This is a genomic window from Paenarthrobacter aurescens (genome assembly GCF_025421775.1).
In the GTDB taxonomy this organism is placed as follows: domain Bacteria; phylum Actinomycetota; class Actinomycetes; order Actinomycetales; family Micrococcaceae; genus Arthrobacter; species Arthrobacter aurescens_B.
The window spans coordinates 488,686-504,795 of record NZ_JAOEFX010000003.1 but is presented as its reverse complement, the minus strand read 5'-3'; the positions used below and the strand labels follow the sequence as shown (position 1 = coordinate 504,795).

Genomic DNA, 16,110 nt, shown 5'->3' with positions numbered 1-16,110 from the left:
AAAGTGGGAGCCCGGCCTCGAATACGAACAAGCGAGTAACGCCGAGTAAACGGGCTGGGAAGTGTCAGACAACTATCGCTACGGACCGCGAATTCCGCCGATTCAGCCGCTGTGCATGTGGTGAGCTAGGCCTGTCTCCGCCGCCCCGATCCGGGAGCTGGCGCCCCACTTTCTCCCGAAACCGATAGTGACCCATGACTACCCGACAAATTCACAGCAGCAGCACCGCGCCTGCAGTCAGGCCGGGATCCACGCCGCCTGCCCCGCCGGCGCCTGCCGCCCAGCCCGGCCTGGAAAGACGGCGCTGGTCCGGACGCAGCCGTAAGGACTTCCTGGTCTTTCTGGCCATGGCCCTGCCGAATCTGGTGCTGATCGGCACCTTCACGTACTGGCCACTGATCAACAACATCTACTACTCCACGTTGGACTGGACCTTGGGCTCGGCGTCGGCCACGGTGGTGGGGTTGCAAAACTACATCACGTTCTTCACCAGCGAGGACGCGGCCAAGGTCCTGGGGACCACGGCAGTCTTCACGCTGGTGACCGTCGGCGGTTCGATGGTTCTGGGCCTGCTCGTTGCCCTCGCCTTGAACTCGAAGGTCCCGGGGACCACGTTTGCCAGGTCCGCGGTATTCGCACCCTATGTGCTGTCCGGCGTGGGTGTCGGCTTGGTGTGGCTGTTCATCTTCGATCCCGGCTACGGCGTTCTTGCATGGATCCTGAGAGGGCTCGGGCAGCAGAGCCCGCAATGGATCAACGATCCACAGCTCTCTTTGGTCATGGTCATCATTGTGTACGTCTGGAAGAACCTGGGGTATTGCGCAGTGGTGTACCTTGCGGGTTTGCAGTCCCTTCCCCGGGACGTGATGGAAGCGGCTGCCCTGGATGGGGCGAACAGCGTGCGGAGGTTCTTCAACGTCTCCCTGCCGCTGCTCTCCCCCACCACGTTCTTCCTGCTCATCACCACCATGCTCAGCTCGTTGCAGGCTTTCGACCTGATCCGCATCATGACTCCCCTCGGCAATGGCACCAGCACCCTGATCTATGAGGCGTACCTCCAAGCCTTCGGGGCCTATAACAGGGCAGGTTACTCGGCGGCAATTTCGGTGATTCTTTTCGCCATCCTGCTGATCATCACGGTCCTGCAGCTGCGGTTCGTTGAGCGAAAGGTCCACTACTCATGAGCGCACCGCTACCAGTCGCCGTCGTTTCCCCAGACGTGGACGCACCGCAGGGGCGGCCCCGCCCGCTCTCACGGGCGAACCTGCTCCAGACAGTTGCAACCGGTTATGTTCCTTTGATCCTCGCCACGCTGGCAGTGTTCCTGCCGCTGCTGTGGATGCTGCTGAGCTCCTTCAAGCAGCCGGGCGAGATCGTCACCATGGACCTCCGGATCCTGCCGGAATCCCTGAATCTGCAGAACTACGTCACGGCGATGACCACAGTGCCCTTCGCACAGTTCTTTGCCAACAGCCTGATCGTCACCGTGGTTGGCTCGTCCATCAAGGTCATCCTGGCCATTCTGACCGCCTACGCGCTGGTCTTCGTCCGATTCCCGTTCAAGAACGTGATCTTCGTGTTGATCCTGGTCGCGCTCATGGTCCCGGCGCAGGTGTCCATCCTCCCCAACTACATCCTGATCGCGGGCATGGGTGGCAAGAACACCCTGTGGGGCATCATCCTCCCGGGCCTCGGCACAGCGTTTGGGACGTTCCTGCTGCGGCAACACTTCCTGACCCTGCCGCCGTCGATCCTTGAAGCAGCCGAAATCGACGGAGCGGGACACTGGCGACGGCTGTGGCAGATCATCGTGCCGGTGTCGGTCCCATCCATCGCCACGGTGGCTTTGGTGACCGTGGTCAGTGAATGGAACGACTACATCTGGCCACTCATCATCACCGACCGCCCCGAGACCATGACGCTCCCCGTGGGGCTGACGTTGTTGCAGAACTCCGAAGGAAATGGCGCCGGGTGGGGAATTCTCATGGCCGGGGCCGTCCTGGTAATCGTTCCCATCCTGCTGGTGTTCGCCGCACTCCAGCGCTACATCGTTGCCGGGCTCACCCAAGGCAGTGTCACCGGCTGATTTTCTCCACCGCACCATTCGCATCGAAATAAGTTATTGAGAGGAAGCACCATGCGCACCAATCTTGACCGCCGGCATTTCCTGGGCCTGGCAGGCCTCGGAGCCGGAGCTGCGGCCCTCGCCGCATGCGGCGGACCGTCGACGGCGGGCACGGCAGACGCCGTCGACACCGCCACGATCGACTTCACGGGCGTAAAGCCCGCCGCCTCCATCGACTTGTGGACCAACCACCCGGGTAAGTCCCAGGATGTTGAGAAGGCGATCATTGAGAAGTTTCATGCCAAGTTCCCCGATATCAAGGTCAACCTTGTAACGGCAGGCGCCAACTACGAAGAGATCGCTCAGAAATTCCAGACGTCGCAGGCAGCCAAGACCGGGCTCCCGGGCTTGGTGGTGCTCTCTGATGTGTGGTGGTTCCGCTACTTCTCCAACGGCAGCATCATCCCTATCGATGGCCTGGTGAAGCAGTTGGACATCAAGATCGACGACTTCCAGAAGTCCTTGGTTGATGACTACAAGTACGACGACAAGCAGTGGGCGCTCCCATATGGGCGCTCAACGCCGCTGTTCTACTACAACAAGGACCATTTCAAGGCAGCTGGCCTCCCGGACCGTGCTCCCGCAACCTGGCAGGAATTCGCCGAGTGGGCTCCCAAGCTCAAGGCCACGTCCGGTGCACAGTACGCGTACATCTACCCTGCCCTTGCGGGCTACGCCGGCTGGACCCTGCAGAACAACCTGTGGGGTTGGGGCGGCAGCTGGTCCAAGGACTGGGACATCACCTGTGATTCGAAGGAATCCGTTGCCGCCCTTCAGTGGGCACAGGATTCCATCTACAAGGACGGCTGGGCTGGCGTTTCGTCGAAGGAAGCCGCTGACGACTTCGCCGCCGGCATCACCTCGTCCACCATTTCCTCCACTGGCTCCCTGCTGGGCGTCCTGAAGGCCGCCACGTTCAACGTAGGCGTGGGGTTCCTTCCGGGCGGACCTGAGGTCCCCAGCGGCGTGTGCCCCACCGGCGGTGCGGGGCTGGGCATTCCGAGCGGCATCAGCAAAGAAGAACAACTGGCTGCCGCTACCTTCCTCAAATTCATGACCGAGCCGGAGAACACTGCAGCGTTCTCCGCCGCCACGGGGTACATGCCTACTCGGCTCTCAGCTGACATGTCCGCCGTCCTCGCGGCAACTCCACAAATCAAGACCGCCATGGATCAGCTTGCTGCTACCAAAGTCCAGGACAACGCACGGGTGTTCCTGCCAGGCGCAGATCAGGAAATGGCGAAGGCTGCGGCCAAGATCCTCACGCAGCAGGGCGATGTCCAGGCAACCATGACCGAGCTGAAGAAGACGCTTGAGGGCATCTACACCAAGGATGTAAAGCCCAAACTGAAGGCCTGATCGCCTTCGCGGATACGGGAAGAGCCGGGCTACTTCAGTAGCCCGGCTCTTCTTTTGCAGGTGTTACGGGATGGGAACAGGCACGACGCCGAGCGGCGCCAATTGCCCGGCACCTCCATCTACGGCGGACAGGACCCAGATGCCCTTTTCGTGCACGGCCACCGAATGCTCCCACTGGCAGGAACGCTTGCCGTCGGTGGTGACGACTGTCCAGTCGTCGTCGAGGGTGGCGGTCTCGATGCCGCCACGGACCAGCATGGGTTCAATCGCCAGGCACAGGCCGGGGCGTATCTTGGGACCGCGGTGGCCGGTCCTGTAGTTCAGGACATCCGGCGCCATATGCATTTCGGAACCAATGCCGTGGCCTACATAGTCTTCCAGGATGCCTAACGGCTTGCCTTGGACGGACGACACGTAGTCATCGATCGCGTTTCCGATGTCTCCGACGAACTTACCTTGGGCAAGGGCGGCGATGCCCCGCCACATGGCCGCCTCCGTGACGTCGGAGAGGCGCTGGTCTTCCGGATCAGCGGTACCGACGATGACCGTCCGTGCCGAGTCTGAATGCCAGCCGTCAACGATGCAGCCGCCGTCAATGGAGATAATGTCGCCGTCATTGAGGACCTTGCCTCCCGGGATGCCGTGGACCACTTCCTCGTTGACTGATGTGCAAATCGTGGCAGGGAAGCCGTGATAGCCGAGGAAGTTCGACTTGGCTCCCGCATCGTTGAGGACTGCGGCGAAGACGTCGTCAAGATCCTTGGTGGTGACGCCCGGCTTTGCCGCCGCAACGGCAGCGTCCAGTGCACGGCTCAGGACAACCCCGGCCTCCTGCATCTTGCGCATCTGCTCGTTGGTCTTGTATTCAATGCGGGGCTGACCGAACGCCATGTTCTCCTCTGGAAGGTTTGTTGGGGCCGATCGGGCCCCGTACTTCAACCATTTTCCCGGAATCGGGACTGCGGTTGAAATCAGTGCGATTACGTCAATGAAGAAGGGTGTGCCCCGCACCTACGGTACGGGGCACACCCTTCGCTCCACCACCGGATTACCGGCTATGTGGAGAACGCGCTAGACGGCCTTGGCCGACTCGATTGCCGTGAGGACACGGTCGGTAACTTCATCGATACCGCCGATGCCATCAACCTGCGTGAGGATGCCACGCTCGGCATACTTGGCCACCACTGCTTCGGTCTGCTCGTGGTAGAGATCCAGACGGTGGCGGATGACAGTCTCGTTGTCATCCGACCGGCCTGTTTCCTTGGCACGGCCCAAGAGGCGGGCAACCAGCTCTTCGTCGTCAGCGGTCAGCTGGAGCACGACGTCGAGCTCCTGCTCACCTTCGGCGAGGATCTGGTCCAGGTAGTCAACCTGCGCGGTGGTGCGCGGGTAACCGTCCAGGAGGAAGCCGTTCTCGACGTCGTCCTGGCTCAGGCGATCGCGAACCATGTTGTTTGTGACACTGTCCGGAACGAAATCGCCCGCGTCCATGTACTTCTTGGCTTCGATGCCCAAGGGGGTTTCGCCCTTGACGTTGGCACGGAAGATGTCGCCGGTGGAGATGGCGACTACGCCGAGGCGCTCGGAAATCCGCTCAGCCTGCGTACCCTTGCCCGAACCGGGAGGTCCAATGATCAGCATTCTCGTCATCGCAAAAGCCCTTCGTAGTGACGTTGTTGTAGCTGCGCATCAATCTGCTTGACGGTTTCCAGGCCGACACCCACCATGATCAGGATTGACGTGCCACCGAACGGGAAGTTCTGGTTGGCGTTGATCAGGACGAGTGCAACCAGCGGAATCAACGCCACGAAGCCCAGGTAGAGGGCTCCAGGCAGGGTGATCCTGGAAAGCACGTACTGCAGGTAGTCCGCGGTCGGTTTACCCGCCCGGATGCCCGGAATGAACCCGCCGTACTTCTTCATGTTGTCCGACACTTCTTCAGGGTTGAAGGTGATGGCTACATAGAAGTACGTAAAGAACACGATCATGGCGAAGTAAAGCGCCATGTAGATGGGGTGGTCGCCACGGGTGAGGTTGTTGTTGATCCACTCAACCCACGGTGCCATTTGCTCACCGGGTGCCGGCTGGTTGAACTGCGCAATCAGGCCGGGGAGGTAGAGCATGGAGGACGCGAAGATGACAGGCACGACGCCGGCCATGTTCACCTTGATGGGGATATAGGTGCTGGTTCCACCCACGGTGCGTCGCCCGATCATACGTTTGGCGTACTGAACCGGAACGCGGCGCTGCGATTGCTCCACGAAGACCACCAATGCCACCGTCAGCAGGCCTACGGCAAGGACGGTGAAGAAGGTTCCGGGGCCCTTGGACTCCCAGATGGAACCCAGGGAACCCGGGAAGCTTGCAGCGATGGAGGTGAAGATCAGCAACGACATGCCGTTGCCCACACCCTTTTCCGTGACCAGTTCGCCCATCCACATGATGAGGCCGGTACCGGCGGTCAACGTGATGATGATGAGGATGGTGGTGATGATGCTCTCGTCAGGAATGATGGGCAGGTTGCAGCCCGGCAGCAATTGCCCGGAGCGTGCCAGCGACACCAGCGTGGTGGCGTTGAGCAAGCCGAGGGCGATAGTCAGGTACCGGGTGTATTGCGTCAACTTTGACTGACCCGAGGAACCTTCCTCGTAGAGCTGCTGGAATCGGGGAATGACCACCCGGAGCAGCTGCACGATGATGCTCGCCGTGATGTAGGGCATGATGCCCAGGGCAAAGACTGAAACCTGCAGCAACGCGCCGCCGCTGAACAAGTTCACCAGCTGGTAGATGCCCTGCGAGGTGTCACCGGTGTTCAAGCATTGCTGGACATTCTGGTAGTTCACACCAGGCGAGGGGATGAAAGCTCCCAAGCGGAAGATTGTGATGATTCCCAGCGTGAACAACAACTTGCGTCGCAAATCAGGCGTCCGAAACGCCCGGCCGAATGCGCTTAGCAAGCGTCCTCCTGAGTAGAAAGTACAAGGATGTGGATGGGATCAATGAAACCCAACAACCGAGTCTAACTGCTTGTGACGCCGTCGTAATAATCGAGAGTCCACAACCACGCAAAAAATCCCGGTATGCGGGGCCGAAGCCCCGCATACCGGGATTCTTTTACAACGGGCATCTGCCCCACGGACTCTTAGAGAGCGGTGGTGCTTCCGCCTGCTGCGGCAATCTTTTCCGAAGCGCTGGAAGAGAATGCGTGGACCGTGACGTCAACCTTGACGGTGATGTCACCGGTGCCCAGCACCTTGACGGGCTGGTTCTTGCGAACGGCACCCTTCTCAACCAGAGACTCGACGGTGACAACGCCACCTTCCGGGAACAGCTCGTTGAGCTTTTCCAGGTTTACAACCTGGAACTCAACCCGGAACGGGTTCTTGAAGCCGCGCAGCTTCGGCAGGCGCATGTGCAGCGGCAGCTGGCCGCCGGCAAAGCCAGCCTTTACCTGGTAGCGGGCCTTCGTACCCTTGGTACCGCGACCAGCGGTCTTACCCTTGGAGCCTTCACCACGACCAACACGGGTCTTGGCGGTCTTGGCACCCGGGGCGGGACGCAGGTGGTGGACCTTCAGAGTGTTCTGCTTCTCAGCAGTCTCTGCGGCGGTCTTGTTCTCTGCCATTACTTCGCCTCCTCTACATTCACGAGGTGCGGAACCGTGTTCAGCATGCCCACGGTCACGGCGTCAGCGTTACGGACAACAGTGTGTCCGATGCGCTTCAGGCCGAGGGACCGAAGGGTGGCGATCTGGTTCTGCTTGGCGCCAATGACGCCCTTGATCTGGGTGATCTCCAACTTGGCGTCGGAGGGAGTCAGGTTCTTAGCCATGACTAAACACCTGCCTTCTGGTTCTGGAGCGCGCGCACCAGAGCAGCAGGAGCAACCTCGTCCAGCGGCAGGCCACGGCGGGCAGCCACGGAAGCGGGCTCTTCGAGCTGCTTCAGAGCGGCAACGGTCGCGTGAACGATGTTGATCGCGTTGGAAGAACCGAGCGACTTGGAGAGGATGTCGTGGATACCCACGCACTCCAATACAGCGCGGACCGGACCACCGGCGATAACACCGGTACCGGCGGAAGCCGGACGCAGCAGGACAACGCCTGCAGCAGCCTCACCCTGCACACGGTGCGGGATGGTGCTGCCGACGCGGGGAACGCGGAAGAAGGACTTCTTAGCCTCTTCAACGCCCTTTGCGATAGCAGCGGGAACTTCCTTGGCCTTGCCGTAGCCGACGCCGACCATACCGTTACCGTCACCGACGACGACGAGAGCGGTGAAGCTGAAGCGACGACCACCCTTGACGACCTTGGCAACGCGGTTGATGGTGACAACGCGCTCTACGAACTGGCTCTTCTCGGCTTCACGACCGCCGTCGCGGCCACCACGGCCACCACGGTCGCCGCGGCCCTGGCCACGATCGCCGCGCTCGCCACGACGTCCGCCGCGGCGGTCATCGGTAGCGGGTGCGGTCTCAGTTGCTTCAGCAGCTACAGCTTCAGTCACCTGAACGTCCTTTTCGTTATTTTCAGCGGTCACAGAGCCAGCCCACCTTCGCGAGCACCGTCAGCGACGGCGGCGATGCGGCCGTGGTACTTGTTACCGCCACGGTCGAAGACAACAGCCTCGACGCCTGCAGCCTTGGCACGCTCGGCAACGAGCTCGCCAACGCGCTTGGCCTTGGCAGTCTTGTCACCGTCGAATGCACGCAGGTCCGCTTCCAAAGTGGAAGCGAAAGCCACGGTTACACCCTTGCTGTCATCGACAACCTGGACGAACATGTGACGTGCAGAGCGGTTGACGACCATACGGGGACGTACGGCCGTGCCGGTGATGCGCTTGCGGATACGAAGCTGGCGACGGCTGCGTGCAGCAGACTTGCTCTTGTTCGTACGCTTCTTGTTAATTGCGATGGCCATGGTTTACTTACCAGCCTTTCCGACCTTGCGGCGGATGACTTCGCCGGCGTAACGGACACCCTTGCCCTTGTAGGGGTCAGGCTTGCGCAGCTTGCGAATGTTGGCAGCAACCTCGCCGACCTGCTGCTTGTTGATACCCGCAACAGAGAGCTTGGTCGGACCCTCTACTACGAAGGTGATGCCTTCGGGTGCAGAGACGTTGACCGGGTGGCTGTAGCCCAGAGCGAACTCCAGGTCAGAACCCTTGGCCTGAACGCGGTAACCAGTACCAACGATTTCAAGCTTCTTCTCGTAGCCCTCGGTAACGCCCTGGATCATGTTGGCGATCAGGGTGCGGGTCAGGCCGTGCAGCGAACGCGAGTTGCGCTCGTCGTTCGGGCGGGTGACCGTGAGAGTGTTTTCTTCCTGGGTAACCTCGATCGGGCTGGCCACAGTGTGGCTCAGCTCGCCCTTGGCACCTTTGACGCTGATGACGGAGCCATCGAGCTTGACCTCAACTCCGGCAGGAACGGTGATGGGGAGACGTCCAATACGTGACATTATTCTCTTCCTTTCCCGTTACCAGACGTACGCGAGGACTTCGCCGCCCACGCCCTTCTTGCCGGCCTGCTTGTCAGTCAGGAGGCCGGAAGAGGTGGACAGGATTGCGATACCCAGGCCACCCAGCACGTGCGGCAGGTTGGTGGACTTCGCGTAAACGCGGAGACCCGGCTTGGAGATGCGGCGGACGCCAGCGATGGAACGCTCGCGGTTCGGACCGAACTTCAGGTCGAGGGTCAGCTTCTTGCCAACCTCGGCGTCTTCTTCCTTCCAGCCGGCAATGTAGCCTTCTGCCTTCAGGATGTCAGCAACGCGTGCCTTCAGTTTGCTGTACGGCATGGACACGGTGTCGTGGTATGCCGAGTTTGCATTGCGCAGACGCGTGAGCATGTCTGCGACAGGATCTGTCATAGTCATTTGGGCTATAGCCCTTCCTCGTACCGGTTTCCGCTGCGCCTGCTCCTAGGAGCCTGCGCGGACGGACCTGTCACGTAGTTAGTTTTCGGTCTTGAACGGGAAACCAAGCGCCTTGAGCAGCGCGCGGCCTTCGTCATCGGTCTTGGCGGTGGTGACGACCGTGATGTCCATACCGCGAACGCGGTCGATGGAGTCCTGGTCGATTTCGTGGAACATAACCTGCTCGGTCAGACCGAAGGTGTAGTTGCCGTTGCCATCGAACTGCTTGCCGTTGAGGCCGCGGAAGTCACGGATACGCGGCAGTGCCAGCGAAACCAGACGATCCACGAATTCCCACATGCGGTCTCCACGCAGAGTTGCGTGTGCACCGATCGGCATGCCTTCGCGCAGCTTGAACTGTGCGATTGACTTGCGGGCCTTGGTTACCTGCGGCTTCTGGCCGGTGATCAGGGTGAGGTCGCGGACAGCGCCGTCGATCAGCTTGGAGTCCTTGGCGGCATCTCCAACACCCATGTTCACTACAACCTTCACCAGGCGGGGAACCTGGTTGACGTTCGCGTAGCTGAATTCGTCCTGCAGTGACTTCTTGATGGTCTCTGCGTACTTCGTCTTCAGACGCGGAACGATCTTGGTTTCAACGGTGGTCTCAGACAGTGTTTCACTCATCAGATGTCCTTCCCGGTGGCCTTGGACACGCGGATACGGACGGTCTTGGTAGCGCCATCCTTCTCAACGGTGTCGAGACGGAAACCAACACGGGTCGGCTTCTTGGTGGACGGGTCAACCAAAGCAACGTTGGAAACGTGGATCGGGGCCTCAACGACCTCGATGCCACCGGTCTTGGTGCCGCGCTGCGACTGACCGACCTTGGTGTGCTTGGTGACGCGGTTGATTCCCTCTACCAGCACGCGGTTGGTGTCCGGGAATACGCGCAGGACCTTGCCCTGCTTGCCGCGGTCGCCGCCGCGTTCCTGCTTGGCGCCGGTGATGACCTGAACGAGGTCACCCTTCTTGATCTTAGCCATGGACTAAAGCACCTCCGGGGCCAGCGAAACGATCTTCATGAACTTCTTGTCGCGAAGTTCACGACCAACCGGGCCGAAGATACGGGTACCGCGGGGGTCACCGTCGTTCTTCAGGATCACAGCTGCGTTTTCGTCAAACTTGATGTAGGAACCATCCGCACGGCGGCGTTCCTTCTTGGTACGAACGATGACAGCCTTGACGACGTCACCCTTCTTTACGTTGCCGCCAGGGATAGCGTCCTTGACGGTAGCGACGATGACGTCGCCAATGCCTGCGTAGCGACGACCGGATCCACCGAGAACGCGAATGGTAAGGATTTCCTTAGCACCCGTGTTGTCGGCGACCTTGAGTCGCGACTCCTGCTGAATCAATTTTTACTCCTTGCGTCGCGCCGGTTCTCAGACCGAAATCATGCATACGGAATGAGCCTTGCGGAACGGTTGATCGGGGTGTCTCTTGACCTGCCTGGATTTTGCCAGTACAGGCCTAAACGCCCGTGCCACAAGCATCAGCTTCCCTTGCAGAAAACTCTGCGCGGGGCAGTATGCAGCGGCACGATTGTTTACGAGGTAGTTGATGACGCACAAGTGGCGCCATACAAACTCAATATCCTAGCACGTTTACGGACTTTATCCGAACCGCCCAGGTACGCGGAAAGGCCCGCATTCCCAAAGGAACGCGGGCCTCTCCAGTGAACCCTGCCAGGCAAGCCTGGCGTCGGATTTACTTGGCCTTTTCGAGGATCTCCACCAGACGCCACCGCTTGGTAGCGGAGAGCGGGCGGGTCTCAGAGATGAGAACGAGGTCGCCGATGCCGGCGGTGTTCTCTTCGTCGTGAGCCTTGATCTTCGAGGTGCGGCGAATAACCTTGCCGTAAAGAGCGTGCTTCACGCGGTCTTCAACCTGAACAACGATGGTCTTTTCCATCTTGTCAGAGACAACGTAGCCGCGACGCGTCTTACGGTAACCGCGCTGTTCAGCGCTGGCTGCTGCTTCCGTCACAGTTTCCTTCTCGCTCACTTGGCGTCCTCTCCAGCTTCAACTTCGGCCTTTTCAGCCTTGGCAGCCTTCTTGGACTTCTTTTCTTCCTTGGCTTCCACAACCGGTGCGGCAACCTCGGCACGAATGCCCAGCTCGCGCTCACGGAGAACGGTGTAGATGCGTGCGATGTCCTTCTTTACCGCGCGCAGGCGACCGTGGTTCTCCAGCTGTCCGGTGGCGGACTGGAAACGCAGGTTGAACAGCTCTTCCTTGGACTTGCGGAGTTCTTCAACGAGACGCTCGTTGTCGAAACCGTCCAGCTGTGCGGGTGCGAGATCCTTCGACCCTACTGCCATTTCTATTCACCACCTTCGCGACGCACAATGCGTGCCTTCAACGGGAGCTTGTGGATTGCCAGGCGCAGGGCCTCGCGAGCTACCTCTTCATTGACACCGGAGAGTTCGAAGAGAACCCGGCCCGGCTTGACGTTTGCGACCCACCATTCCGGAGAACCCTTACCGGAACCCATACGGGTTTCAGCAGGCTTCTTCGTCAGCGGACGGTCCGGATAGATGTTGATCCAGACCTTGCCGCCACGCTTGATGTGGCGGGTCATCGCGATACGAGCGGACTCGATCTGACGGTTCGTAACGTATGCCGGGCTCAGGGCCTGGATACCGTACTCACCGAAGCTGACCTTGGTGCCGCCCGTAGCAGCGCCGGAACGACCCGGGTGGTGCTGCTTACGGTGCTTGACTCGACGTGGGATAAGCATTTAAGCCTGTCCTCCTTCTGCTGCAGGAGCAGCAGCTTCAGCGGCCGGTGCTTCAACGGCAGCGGGTGCTGCCTCAGCTGCCGGACGGTCGTTACGACGACGGCGGTCGCCACCCGGGCGGCCCGGACGGTCTCCTGCACGGCCACGGGACGGAGCAGCAGCTGCCTGCTGAGCCAGTTCCTTGGCAGTTACGTCACCCTTGTAGATCCAAACCTTCACGCCGATACGGCCGAAGGTGGTCTTGGCTTCGTAGAAGCCGTAATCGATGTTCGCGCGGAGGGTGTGCAGGGGCACACGGCCTTCACGGTAGAACTCCGAGCGGGACATTTCTGCGCCACCCAGACGACCCGAGCAAGCAACACGGATGCCCTTGGCACCCGCACGCTGTGCGGACTGCATTGCCTTCTTCATCGCACGGCGGAAAGCCACGCGGGAAGTCAGCTGCTCAGCGATGCCCTGGGCAACAAGCTGTGCTTCCATCTCGGGGTTCTTGACCTCGAGGATGTTCAGCTGAACCTGCTTGCCCGTGAGCTTTTCGAGCTCGCCGCGGATGCGGTCTGCTTCAGCGCCGCGGCGGCCGATAACGATACCCGGGCGTGCCGTGTGGATATCCACGCGGACACGGTCACGGGTGCGCTCGATCTCGACCTTGGCGATGCCGGCGCGCTCCATGCCGGTGGACATGAGCTGACGGATCTTGATGTCCTCGCGGACGAAGTCCTTGTAGCGCTGTCCGGGCTTGGTGCTGTCAGCGAACCAGTGCGAAACGTGGTCGGTGGTGATGCCGAGTCGGAACCCGTGCGGGTTTACTTTCTGTCCCACTTAGCGAGCCTCCTCTTTCTCCGGGGTTGCGACAACCAGCGTGATGTGGCTGGTCCGCTTCCTAATGCGGTAGGCGCGGCCCTGGGCACGCGGCTGGAACCGCTTCATGGTCGGGCCTTCATCAACAAATGCTTCGGTGATGAAGAGGTCGCTGTCGTCGAATGCAACGCCGTCACGGTCCGCGAGGACACGTGCGTTGGCCATTGCCGACTGAAGTACCTTGAATACCGGCTCCGAAGCTGCCTGGGGGGCAAACTTCAGAATTGCCAGAGCCTCATTCGCTTGCTTACCACGAACAAGGTTGACGACGCGCCGGGCCTTCATAGGCGTTACGCGGATGTGACGCGCAATAGCCTTGGCTTCCATTGCTTTCCTTCTCTCGTCTAAGACGTAAAGTCAGGCGCCTAGCGGCGCTTGCCCTTACGGTCGTCCTTAACATGGCCGCGGAATGTCCGCGTGGGAGCGAATTCGCCGAGCTTGTGCCCGACCATCGACTCTGTGACAAACACCGGGATGTGCTTGCGTCCGTCGTGTACGGCGATCGTGTGCCCGAGCATGTCGGGGATGATCATCGAACGGCGGGACCAGGTCTTGATGACGTTCTTGGTGCCCTTATCGTTTTCCCGTGCGACCTTCACAAAGAGGTGCTGGTCAACGAAAGGACCTTTTTTCAGGCTGCGTGGCATGTGTCCAGGCTCCTATCGCTTGTTCTTGCCAGTACGGCGGCGACGAACAATAAGCTTGTCGCTCTCTTTGTTCGGACGGCGGGTACGGCCCTCGGGCTTGCCGTTCGGGTTAACCGGGTGACGTCCACCGGAAGTCTTACCTTCACCACCACCGTGCGGGTGGTCAACCGGGTTCATGGCTACACCACGGACGGTCGGGCGAACGCCCTTCCAGCGCATACGGCCGGCCTTGCCCCAGTTGATGTTCGACTGCTCGGCGTTGCCGACCTCGCCGACGGTTGCGCGGCAGCGCACGTCAACGTTGCGGATTTCGCCGGAGGGCAGACGCAACTGTGCGAAACGGCCTTCCTTGGCAACGAGCTGTACCGAAGCACCTGCGGAACGTGCCATCTTGGCGCCGCCACCCGGACGCAGTTCAACTGCGTGGATTACGGTACCAACCGGGATGTTGCGCAGCGGCAGGTTGTTGCCCGGCTTGATGTCAGCGTCAGGACCAGCCTCGACGAAGTCACCTTGGGACAGCTTGTTAGGAGCGATGATGTAACGCTTGGTGCCATCAACGTAGTGCAGGAGTGCGATGCGAGCCGTACGGTTCGGGTCGTACTCGATTTCGGCAACGCGGGCGTTGATGCCGTCCTTGTCGTGACGACGGAAGTCGATCAGACGGTACTGGCGCTTGTGCCCACCACCCTTGTGACGGGTGGTGATCTTACCGGAGTTGTTACGACCGCCAGTTTTGTGCAGCGGACGCAGCAACGACTTTTCCGGAGTCGATCGCGTGATTTCAGCAAAGTCGGCTACGCTCGAGCCACGACGGCCCGGGGTAGTCGGCTTGTATTTACGGATTCCCATAATTTATTTCCTCGTTAAAGTGGTCTCCGCTACGCGAGCGGACCGCCGAAGATGTCGATTGTGCCTTCTTTGAGGGTGACAATTGCACGCTTGGTGCTCTTGCGCTGTCCCCAGCCGAATTTGGTGCGCTTGCGCTTACCGGCACGGTTGATGGTGTTGATCGAGTCAACCTTGACCGAGAAGATCTTCTCTACGGCCAATTTGATCTCGGTCTTGTTCGAGCGAGGGTCCACCAGGAAGGTGTACTTGCCTTCGTCGATCAGACCGTAGCTCTTTTCCGAAACGACGGGTGCAAGCACAACGTCGCGCGGGTCCTTGATGGTGGTTACGCTCACTTGGAGGCCTCCTCGTTCTTTGCCTTGTCAGCGACGAACGCCTCGAAAGCAGCCTTGGTGAAGACCACGTCGTCGGAGATGAGCACGTCGTAGGTGTTCAGCTGATCTGCGTACAGAACGTGAACATCCTGGAGGTTGCGCACGGAAAGTGCAGCAACATCGTTGGCGCGCTCGATAACGACGAGCAGGTTCTTGCGCTCAGTAACGGAGCGCAGCGAAGCCAGTGCGTCCTTGGCGGACGGCTTGGTGCCGGCTACCAGTTCAGCGATGACGTGGATGCGGCCATTGCGGGCGCGGTCAGACAGGGCGCCGCGGAGTGCAGCAGCCTTCATCTTCTTGGGGGTGCGCTGGCTGTAGTCACGAGGGGTCGGACCGTGGACAACGCCACCGCCGGTCATGTGAGGAGCACGGATGGAACCCTGACGGGCGCGGCCGGTACCCTTCTGCTTGAACGGCTTGCGACCTGCACCGGAAACCTCGGCGCGGGTCTTCGTCTTGTGGGTACCCTGGCGTGCAGCAGCGAGCTGTGCGACGACGACCTGGTGCAGCAGCGGCACGTTGGTCTGGACGTCGAAGATCTCTGCAGGCAGGTCTACCTTGACAGTGCTAGTCATTGAACTAGGCTCCCTTCACGGCGGTGCGTACGAGTACGACCTGGCCGCGGGCACCGGGAACGGCACCCTTGATAAGGAGCAGCGACTTCTCAACGTCAACAGCGTGAACCGTGAGGTTCAGCGTGGTGTGACGCTCGGCGCCCATGCGGCCGGCCATTTTCAGGCCCTTGAAGACGCGGCTCGGGGTGGATGCGCCACCGATGGAGCCAGGCTTACGGTGGTTCTTGTGGGCACCGTGGGAAGCGCCAACGCCGTGGAAGCCGTGACGCTTCATAACACCGGCGAAGCCCTTACCCTTTGAGGTGCCGACGACGTCGATCTTCTGGCCGGCTTCGAAGATCTCAACAGAGAGCTCCTGGCCCAGCTCGTAGGATGCGGCGTCTGCGGTACGCAGTTCGACGACGTGGCGGCGAGGGGTGACGCCAGCCTTTTCAAAGTGACCAGCCAGCGGCTTGGTGACCTTGCGGGGGTCGATCTGGCCGTAGCCGATCTGGACGGCGACGTAGCCATCTACGTCTGCGTTGCGCAGCTGCGTGATGACGTTGGAGTCAGCCTGGACGACAGTTACCGGGATGAGCTTGTTGTTCTCGTCCCAGACCTGGGTCATGCCGAGCTTCGTGCCCAGCAGGCCCTTTACATTACGGGTTGCGGTCATAGTCT

Annotated in this window: 25 protein-coding genes; 3 read left to right on the top strand and 22 right to left on the bottom strand. The window is 60.5% G+C overall.

Going from position 1 to position 16,110, the window contains the following annotated elements:
* Positions 1-194: 194 nt before the first annotated feature.
* The 3 genes from N7568_RS08470 to N7568_RS08460 are packed head-to-tail and all read left to right on the top strand — an operon-like array spanning position 195 to position 3,484.
* Entirely contained in the window at positions 195-1,184 is a 990-nt protein-coding gene (locus N7568_RS08470; protein WP_261609412.1) for a carbohydrate ABC transporter permease, read from the top strand.
* Positions 1,181-2,086: a carbohydrate ABC transporter permease gene (locus N7568_RS08465; protein ID WP_261609411.1), complete on the top strand. Its 906-nt coding sequence runs from the start codon at positions 1,181-1,183 to the stop codon at positions 2,084-2,086. The genes N7568_RS08470 and N7568_RS08465 overlap by 4 nt, the downstream gene beginning before the upstream one ends.
* Positions 2,087-2,137: 51 nt before the next feature.
* A complete protein-coding gene (locus N7568_RS08460; RefSeq protein ID WP_261609410.1) occupies positions 2,138-3,484 on the top strand; it encodes an ABC transporter substrate-binding protein in 1,347 nt (448 codons plus the stop codon).
* Positions 3,485-3,547: 63 nt separating this feature from the next.
* On the opposite strand, the gene map is transcribed toward N7568_RS08460, so the two are convergent.
* From map to rplC, 22 genes are all read right to left on the bottom strand, one after another.
* The gene (map, locus tag N7568_RS08455) at positions 3,548-4,375 is read right to left on the bottom strand and encodes a type I methionyl aminopeptidase (protein ID WP_261609409.1); all 828 of its coding nucleotides are present in this window, start codon (positions 4,373-4,375) and stop codon (positions 3,548-3,550) included.
* Between the two features lie 180 nt (positions 4,376-4,555).
* Complete coding sequence (locus tag N7568_RS08450) at positions 4,556-5,125, bottom strand: adenylate kinase (protein ID WP_261609514.1); 570 nt, start codon at positions 5,123-5,125, stop codon at positions 4,556-4,558.
* A gap of 5 nt (positions 5,126-5,130) precedes the next feature.
* A complete protein-coding gene (gene secY / locus N7568_RS08445; protein WP_261609408.1) occupies positions 5,131-6,441 on the bottom strand; it encodes a preprotein translocase subunit SecY in 1,311 nt (436 codons plus the stop codon).
* 185 nt (positions 6,442-6,626) lie between these two features.
* Positions 6,627-7,109: a 50S ribosomal protein L15 gene (gene rplO / locus N7568_RS08440; protein WP_261609407.1), complete on the bottom strand. Its 483-nt coding sequence runs from the start codon at positions 7,107-7,109 to the stop codon at positions 6,627-6,629.
* The gene (gene rpmD / locus N7568_RS08435; RefSeq protein ID WP_090817772.1) at positions 7,109-7,315 is read right to left on the bottom strand and encodes a 50S ribosomal protein L30; all 207 of its coding nucleotides are present in this window, start codon (positions 7,313-7,315) and stop codon (positions 7,109-7,111) included. The genes rplO and rpmD overlap by 1 nt, the downstream gene beginning before the upstream one ends.
* 2 nt (positions 7,316-7,317) lie before the next feature.
* Positions 7,318-7,989 (bottom strand): 30S ribosomal protein S5, encoded by a 672-nt coding sequence (gene rpsE / locus N7568_RS08430; RefSeq protein WP_011775581.1) that lies wholly within the window; start codon positions 7,987-7,989, stop codon positions 7,318-7,320.
* 29 nt (positions 7,990-8,018) lie between these two features.
* Complete coding sequence (rplR, locus tag N7568_RS08425; protein ID WP_024817584.1) at positions 8,019-8,402, bottom strand: 50S ribosomal protein L18; 384 nt, start codon at positions 8,400-8,402, stop codon at positions 8,019-8,021.
* 3 nt (positions 8,403-8,405) lie between these two features.
* Complete coding sequence (gene rplF / locus N7568_RS08420; protein ID WP_011775583.1) at positions 8,406-8,942, bottom strand: 50S ribosomal protein L6; 537 nt, start codon at positions 8,940-8,942, stop codon at positions 8,406-8,408.
* An 18-nt stretch (positions 8,943-8,960) separates the two neighbouring features.
* Positions 8,961-9,359 (bottom strand): 30S ribosomal protein S8, encoded by a 399-nt coding sequence (gene rpsH / locus N7568_RS08415; RefSeq protein ID WP_024817585.1) that lies wholly within the window; start codon positions 9,357-9,359, stop codon positions 8,961-8,963.
* 78 nt (positions 9,360-9,437) lie between these two features.
* On the bottom strand, positions 9,438-10,025 hold the full coding sequence (gene rplE / locus N7568_RS08410) for a 50S ribosomal protein L5 (RefSeq protein ID WP_223933975.1): 588 nt from the start codon (positions 10,023-10,025) through the stop codon (positions 9,438-9,440).
* A complete protein-coding gene (gene rplX / locus N7568_RS08405; RefSeq protein ID WP_062073171.1) occupies positions 10,025-10,384 on the bottom strand; it encodes a 50S ribosomal protein L24 in 360 nt (119 codons plus the stop codon). The genes rplE and rplX overlap by 1 nt, the downstream gene beginning before the upstream one ends.
* 3 nt (positions 10,385-10,387) lie before the next feature.
* Complete coding sequence (rplN, locus tag N7568_RS08400; RefSeq protein WP_003803789.1) at positions 10,388-10,756, bottom strand: 50S ribosomal protein L14; 369 nt, start codon at positions 10,754-10,756, stop codon at positions 10,388-10,390.
* Between the two features lie 352 nt (positions 10,757-11,108).
* Positions 11,109-11,405, bottom strand: coding sequence for a 30S ribosomal protein S17 (gene rpsQ / locus N7568_RS08395; protein ID WP_011775587.1), 297 nt, complete (start codon positions 11,403-11,405; stop codon positions 11,109-11,111).
* Positions 11,402-11,722 carry a 50S ribosomal protein L29 gene (gene rpmC, locus N7568_RS08390; protein ID WP_014922387.1) on the bottom strand — a complete coding sequence of 107 codons (321 nt, stop codon included), beginning with the start codon at positions 11,720-11,722 and terminating at the stop codon, positions 11,402-11,404. The genes rpsQ and rpmC overlap by 4 nt, the downstream gene beginning before the upstream one ends.
* 2 nt (positions 11,723-11,724) lie before the next feature.
* Positions 11,725-12,141, bottom strand: coding sequence for a 50S ribosomal protein L16 (gene rplP / locus N7568_RS08385; protein WP_003803795.1), 417 nt, complete (start codon positions 12,139-12,141; stop codon positions 11,725-11,727).
* The gene (gene rpsC / locus N7568_RS08380) at positions 12,142-12,963 is read right to left on the bottom strand and encodes a 30S ribosomal protein S3 (protein ID WP_011775589.1); all 822 of its coding nucleotides are present in this window, start codon (positions 12,961-12,963) and stop codon (positions 12,142-12,144) included.
* A complete protein-coding gene (gene rplV / locus N7568_RS08375) occupies positions 12,964-13,329 on the bottom strand; it encodes a 50S ribosomal protein L22 (protein ID WP_011775590.1) in 366 nt (121 codons plus the stop codon).
* Positions 13,330-13,367: 38 nt separating this feature from the next.
* Positions 13,368-13,649, bottom strand: coding sequence for a 30S ribosomal protein S19 (gene rpsS, locus N7568_RS08370; protein ID WP_011775591.1), 282 nt, complete (start codon positions 13,647-13,649; stop codon positions 13,368-13,370).
* A 12-nt stretch (positions 13,650-13,661) separates the two neighbouring features.
* Complete coding sequence (gene rplB, locus N7568_RS08365; RefSeq protein ID WP_011775592.1) at positions 13,662-14,501, bottom strand: 50S ribosomal protein L2; 840 nt, start codon at positions 14,499-14,501, stop codon at positions 13,662-13,664.
* 29 nt (positions 14,502-14,530) lie between these two features.
* On the bottom strand, positions 14,531-14,836 hold the full coding sequence (rplW, locus tag N7568_RS08360) for a 50S ribosomal protein L23 (protein ID WP_011775593.1): 306 nt from the start codon (positions 14,834-14,836) through the stop codon (positions 14,531-14,533).
* Positions 14,833-15,450: a 50S ribosomal protein L4 gene (gene rplD / locus N7568_RS08355; RefSeq protein ID WP_018776684.1), complete on the bottom strand. Its 618-nt coding sequence runs from the start codon at positions 15,448-15,450 to the stop codon at positions 14,833-14,835. Before rplD ends, rplW begins: the two co-directional genes overlap by 4 nt.
* A gap of 4 nt (positions 15,451-15,454) precedes the next feature.
* On the bottom strand, positions 15,455-16,105 hold the full coding sequence (gene rplC, locus N7568_RS08350) for a 50S ribosomal protein L3 (RefSeq protein WP_018776685.1): 651 nt from the start codon (positions 16,103-16,105) through the stop codon (positions 15,455-15,457).
* Positions 16,106-16,110 lie beyond the last annotated feature (5 nt).

Excerpts from the sequence above, each read along its gene's own strand:
- N7568_RS08470 (WP_261609412.1), top strand. The coding sequence starts at position 195 with ATGACTACCCGACAAATTCACAGCAGCAGCACCGCGCCTGCAGTCAGG.
- N7568_RS08465 (WP_261609411.1), top strand. The coding sequence starts at position 1,181 with ATGAGCGCACCGCTACCAGTCGCCGTCGTTTCCCCAGACGTGGACGCA.
- N7568_RS08460 (WP_261609410.1), top strand. The coding sequence starts at position 2,138 with ATGCGCACCAATCTTGACCGCCGGCATTTCCTGGGCCTGGCAGGCCTC.
- map (WP_261609409.1), bottom strand. The coding sequence starts at position 4,375 with ATGGCGTTCGGTCAGCCCCGCATTGAATACAAGACCAACGAGCAGATG.
- N7568_RS08450 (WP_261609514.1), bottom strand. The coding sequence starts at position 5,125 with ATGCTGATCATTGGACCTCCCGGTTCGGGCAAGGGTACGCAGGCTGAG.
- rplO (WP_261609407.1), bottom strand. The coding sequence starts at position 7,109 with ATGGCAGAGAACAAGACCGCCGCAGAGACTGCTGAGAAGCAGAACACT.
- rpmD (WP_090817772.1), bottom strand. The coding sequence starts at position 7,315 with ATGGCTAAGAACCTGACTCCCTCCGACGCCAAGTTGGAGATCACCCAG.
- rplR (WP_024817584.1), bottom strand. The coding sequence starts at position 8,402 with ATGGCCATCGCAATTAACAAGAAGCGTACGAACAAGAGCAAGTCTGCT.
- rplF (WP_011775583.1), bottom strand. The coding sequence starts at position 8,942 with ATGTCACGTATTGGACGTCTCCCCATCACCGTTCCTGCCGGAGTTGAG.
- rpsH (WP_024817585.1), bottom strand. The coding sequence starts at position 9,359 with ATGACTATGACAGATCCTGTCGCAGACATGCTCACGCGTCTGCGCAAT.
- rplE (WP_223933975.1), bottom strand. The coding sequence starts at position 10,025 with ATGAGTGAAACACTGTCTGAGACCACCGTTGAAACCAAGATCGTTCCG.
- rplX (WP_062073171.1), bottom strand. The coding sequence starts at position 10,384 with ATGGCTAAGATCAAGAAGGGTGACCTCGTTCAGGTCATCACCGGCGCC.
- rpmC (WP_014922387.1), bottom strand. The coding sequence starts at position 11,722 with ATGGCAGTAGGGTCGAAGGATCTCGCACCCGCACAGCTGGACGGTTTC.
- rplP (WP_003803795.1), bottom strand. The coding sequence starts at position 12,141 with ATGCTTATCCCACGTCGAGTCAAGCACCGTAAGCAGCACCACCCGGGT.
- rplV (WP_011775590.1), bottom strand. The coding sequence starts at position 13,329 with ATGGAAGCCAAGGCTATTGCGCGTCACATCCGCGTAACGCCTATGAAG.
- rpsS (WP_011775591.1), bottom strand. The coding sequence starts at position 13,649 with ATGCCACGCAGCCTGAAAAAAGGTCCTTTCGTTGACCAGCACCTCTTT.
- rplB (WP_011775592.1), bottom strand. The coding sequence starts at position 14,501 with ATGGGAATCCGTAAATACAAGCCGACTACCCCGGGCCGTCGTGGCTCG.
- rplD (WP_018776684.1), bottom strand. The coding sequence starts at position 15,450 with ATGACTAGCACTGTCAAGGTAGACCTGCCTGCAGAGATCTTCGACGTC.
- rplC (WP_018776685.1), bottom strand. The coding sequence starts at position 16,105 with ATGACCGCAACCCGTAATGTAAAGGGCCTGCTGGGCACGAAGCTCGGC.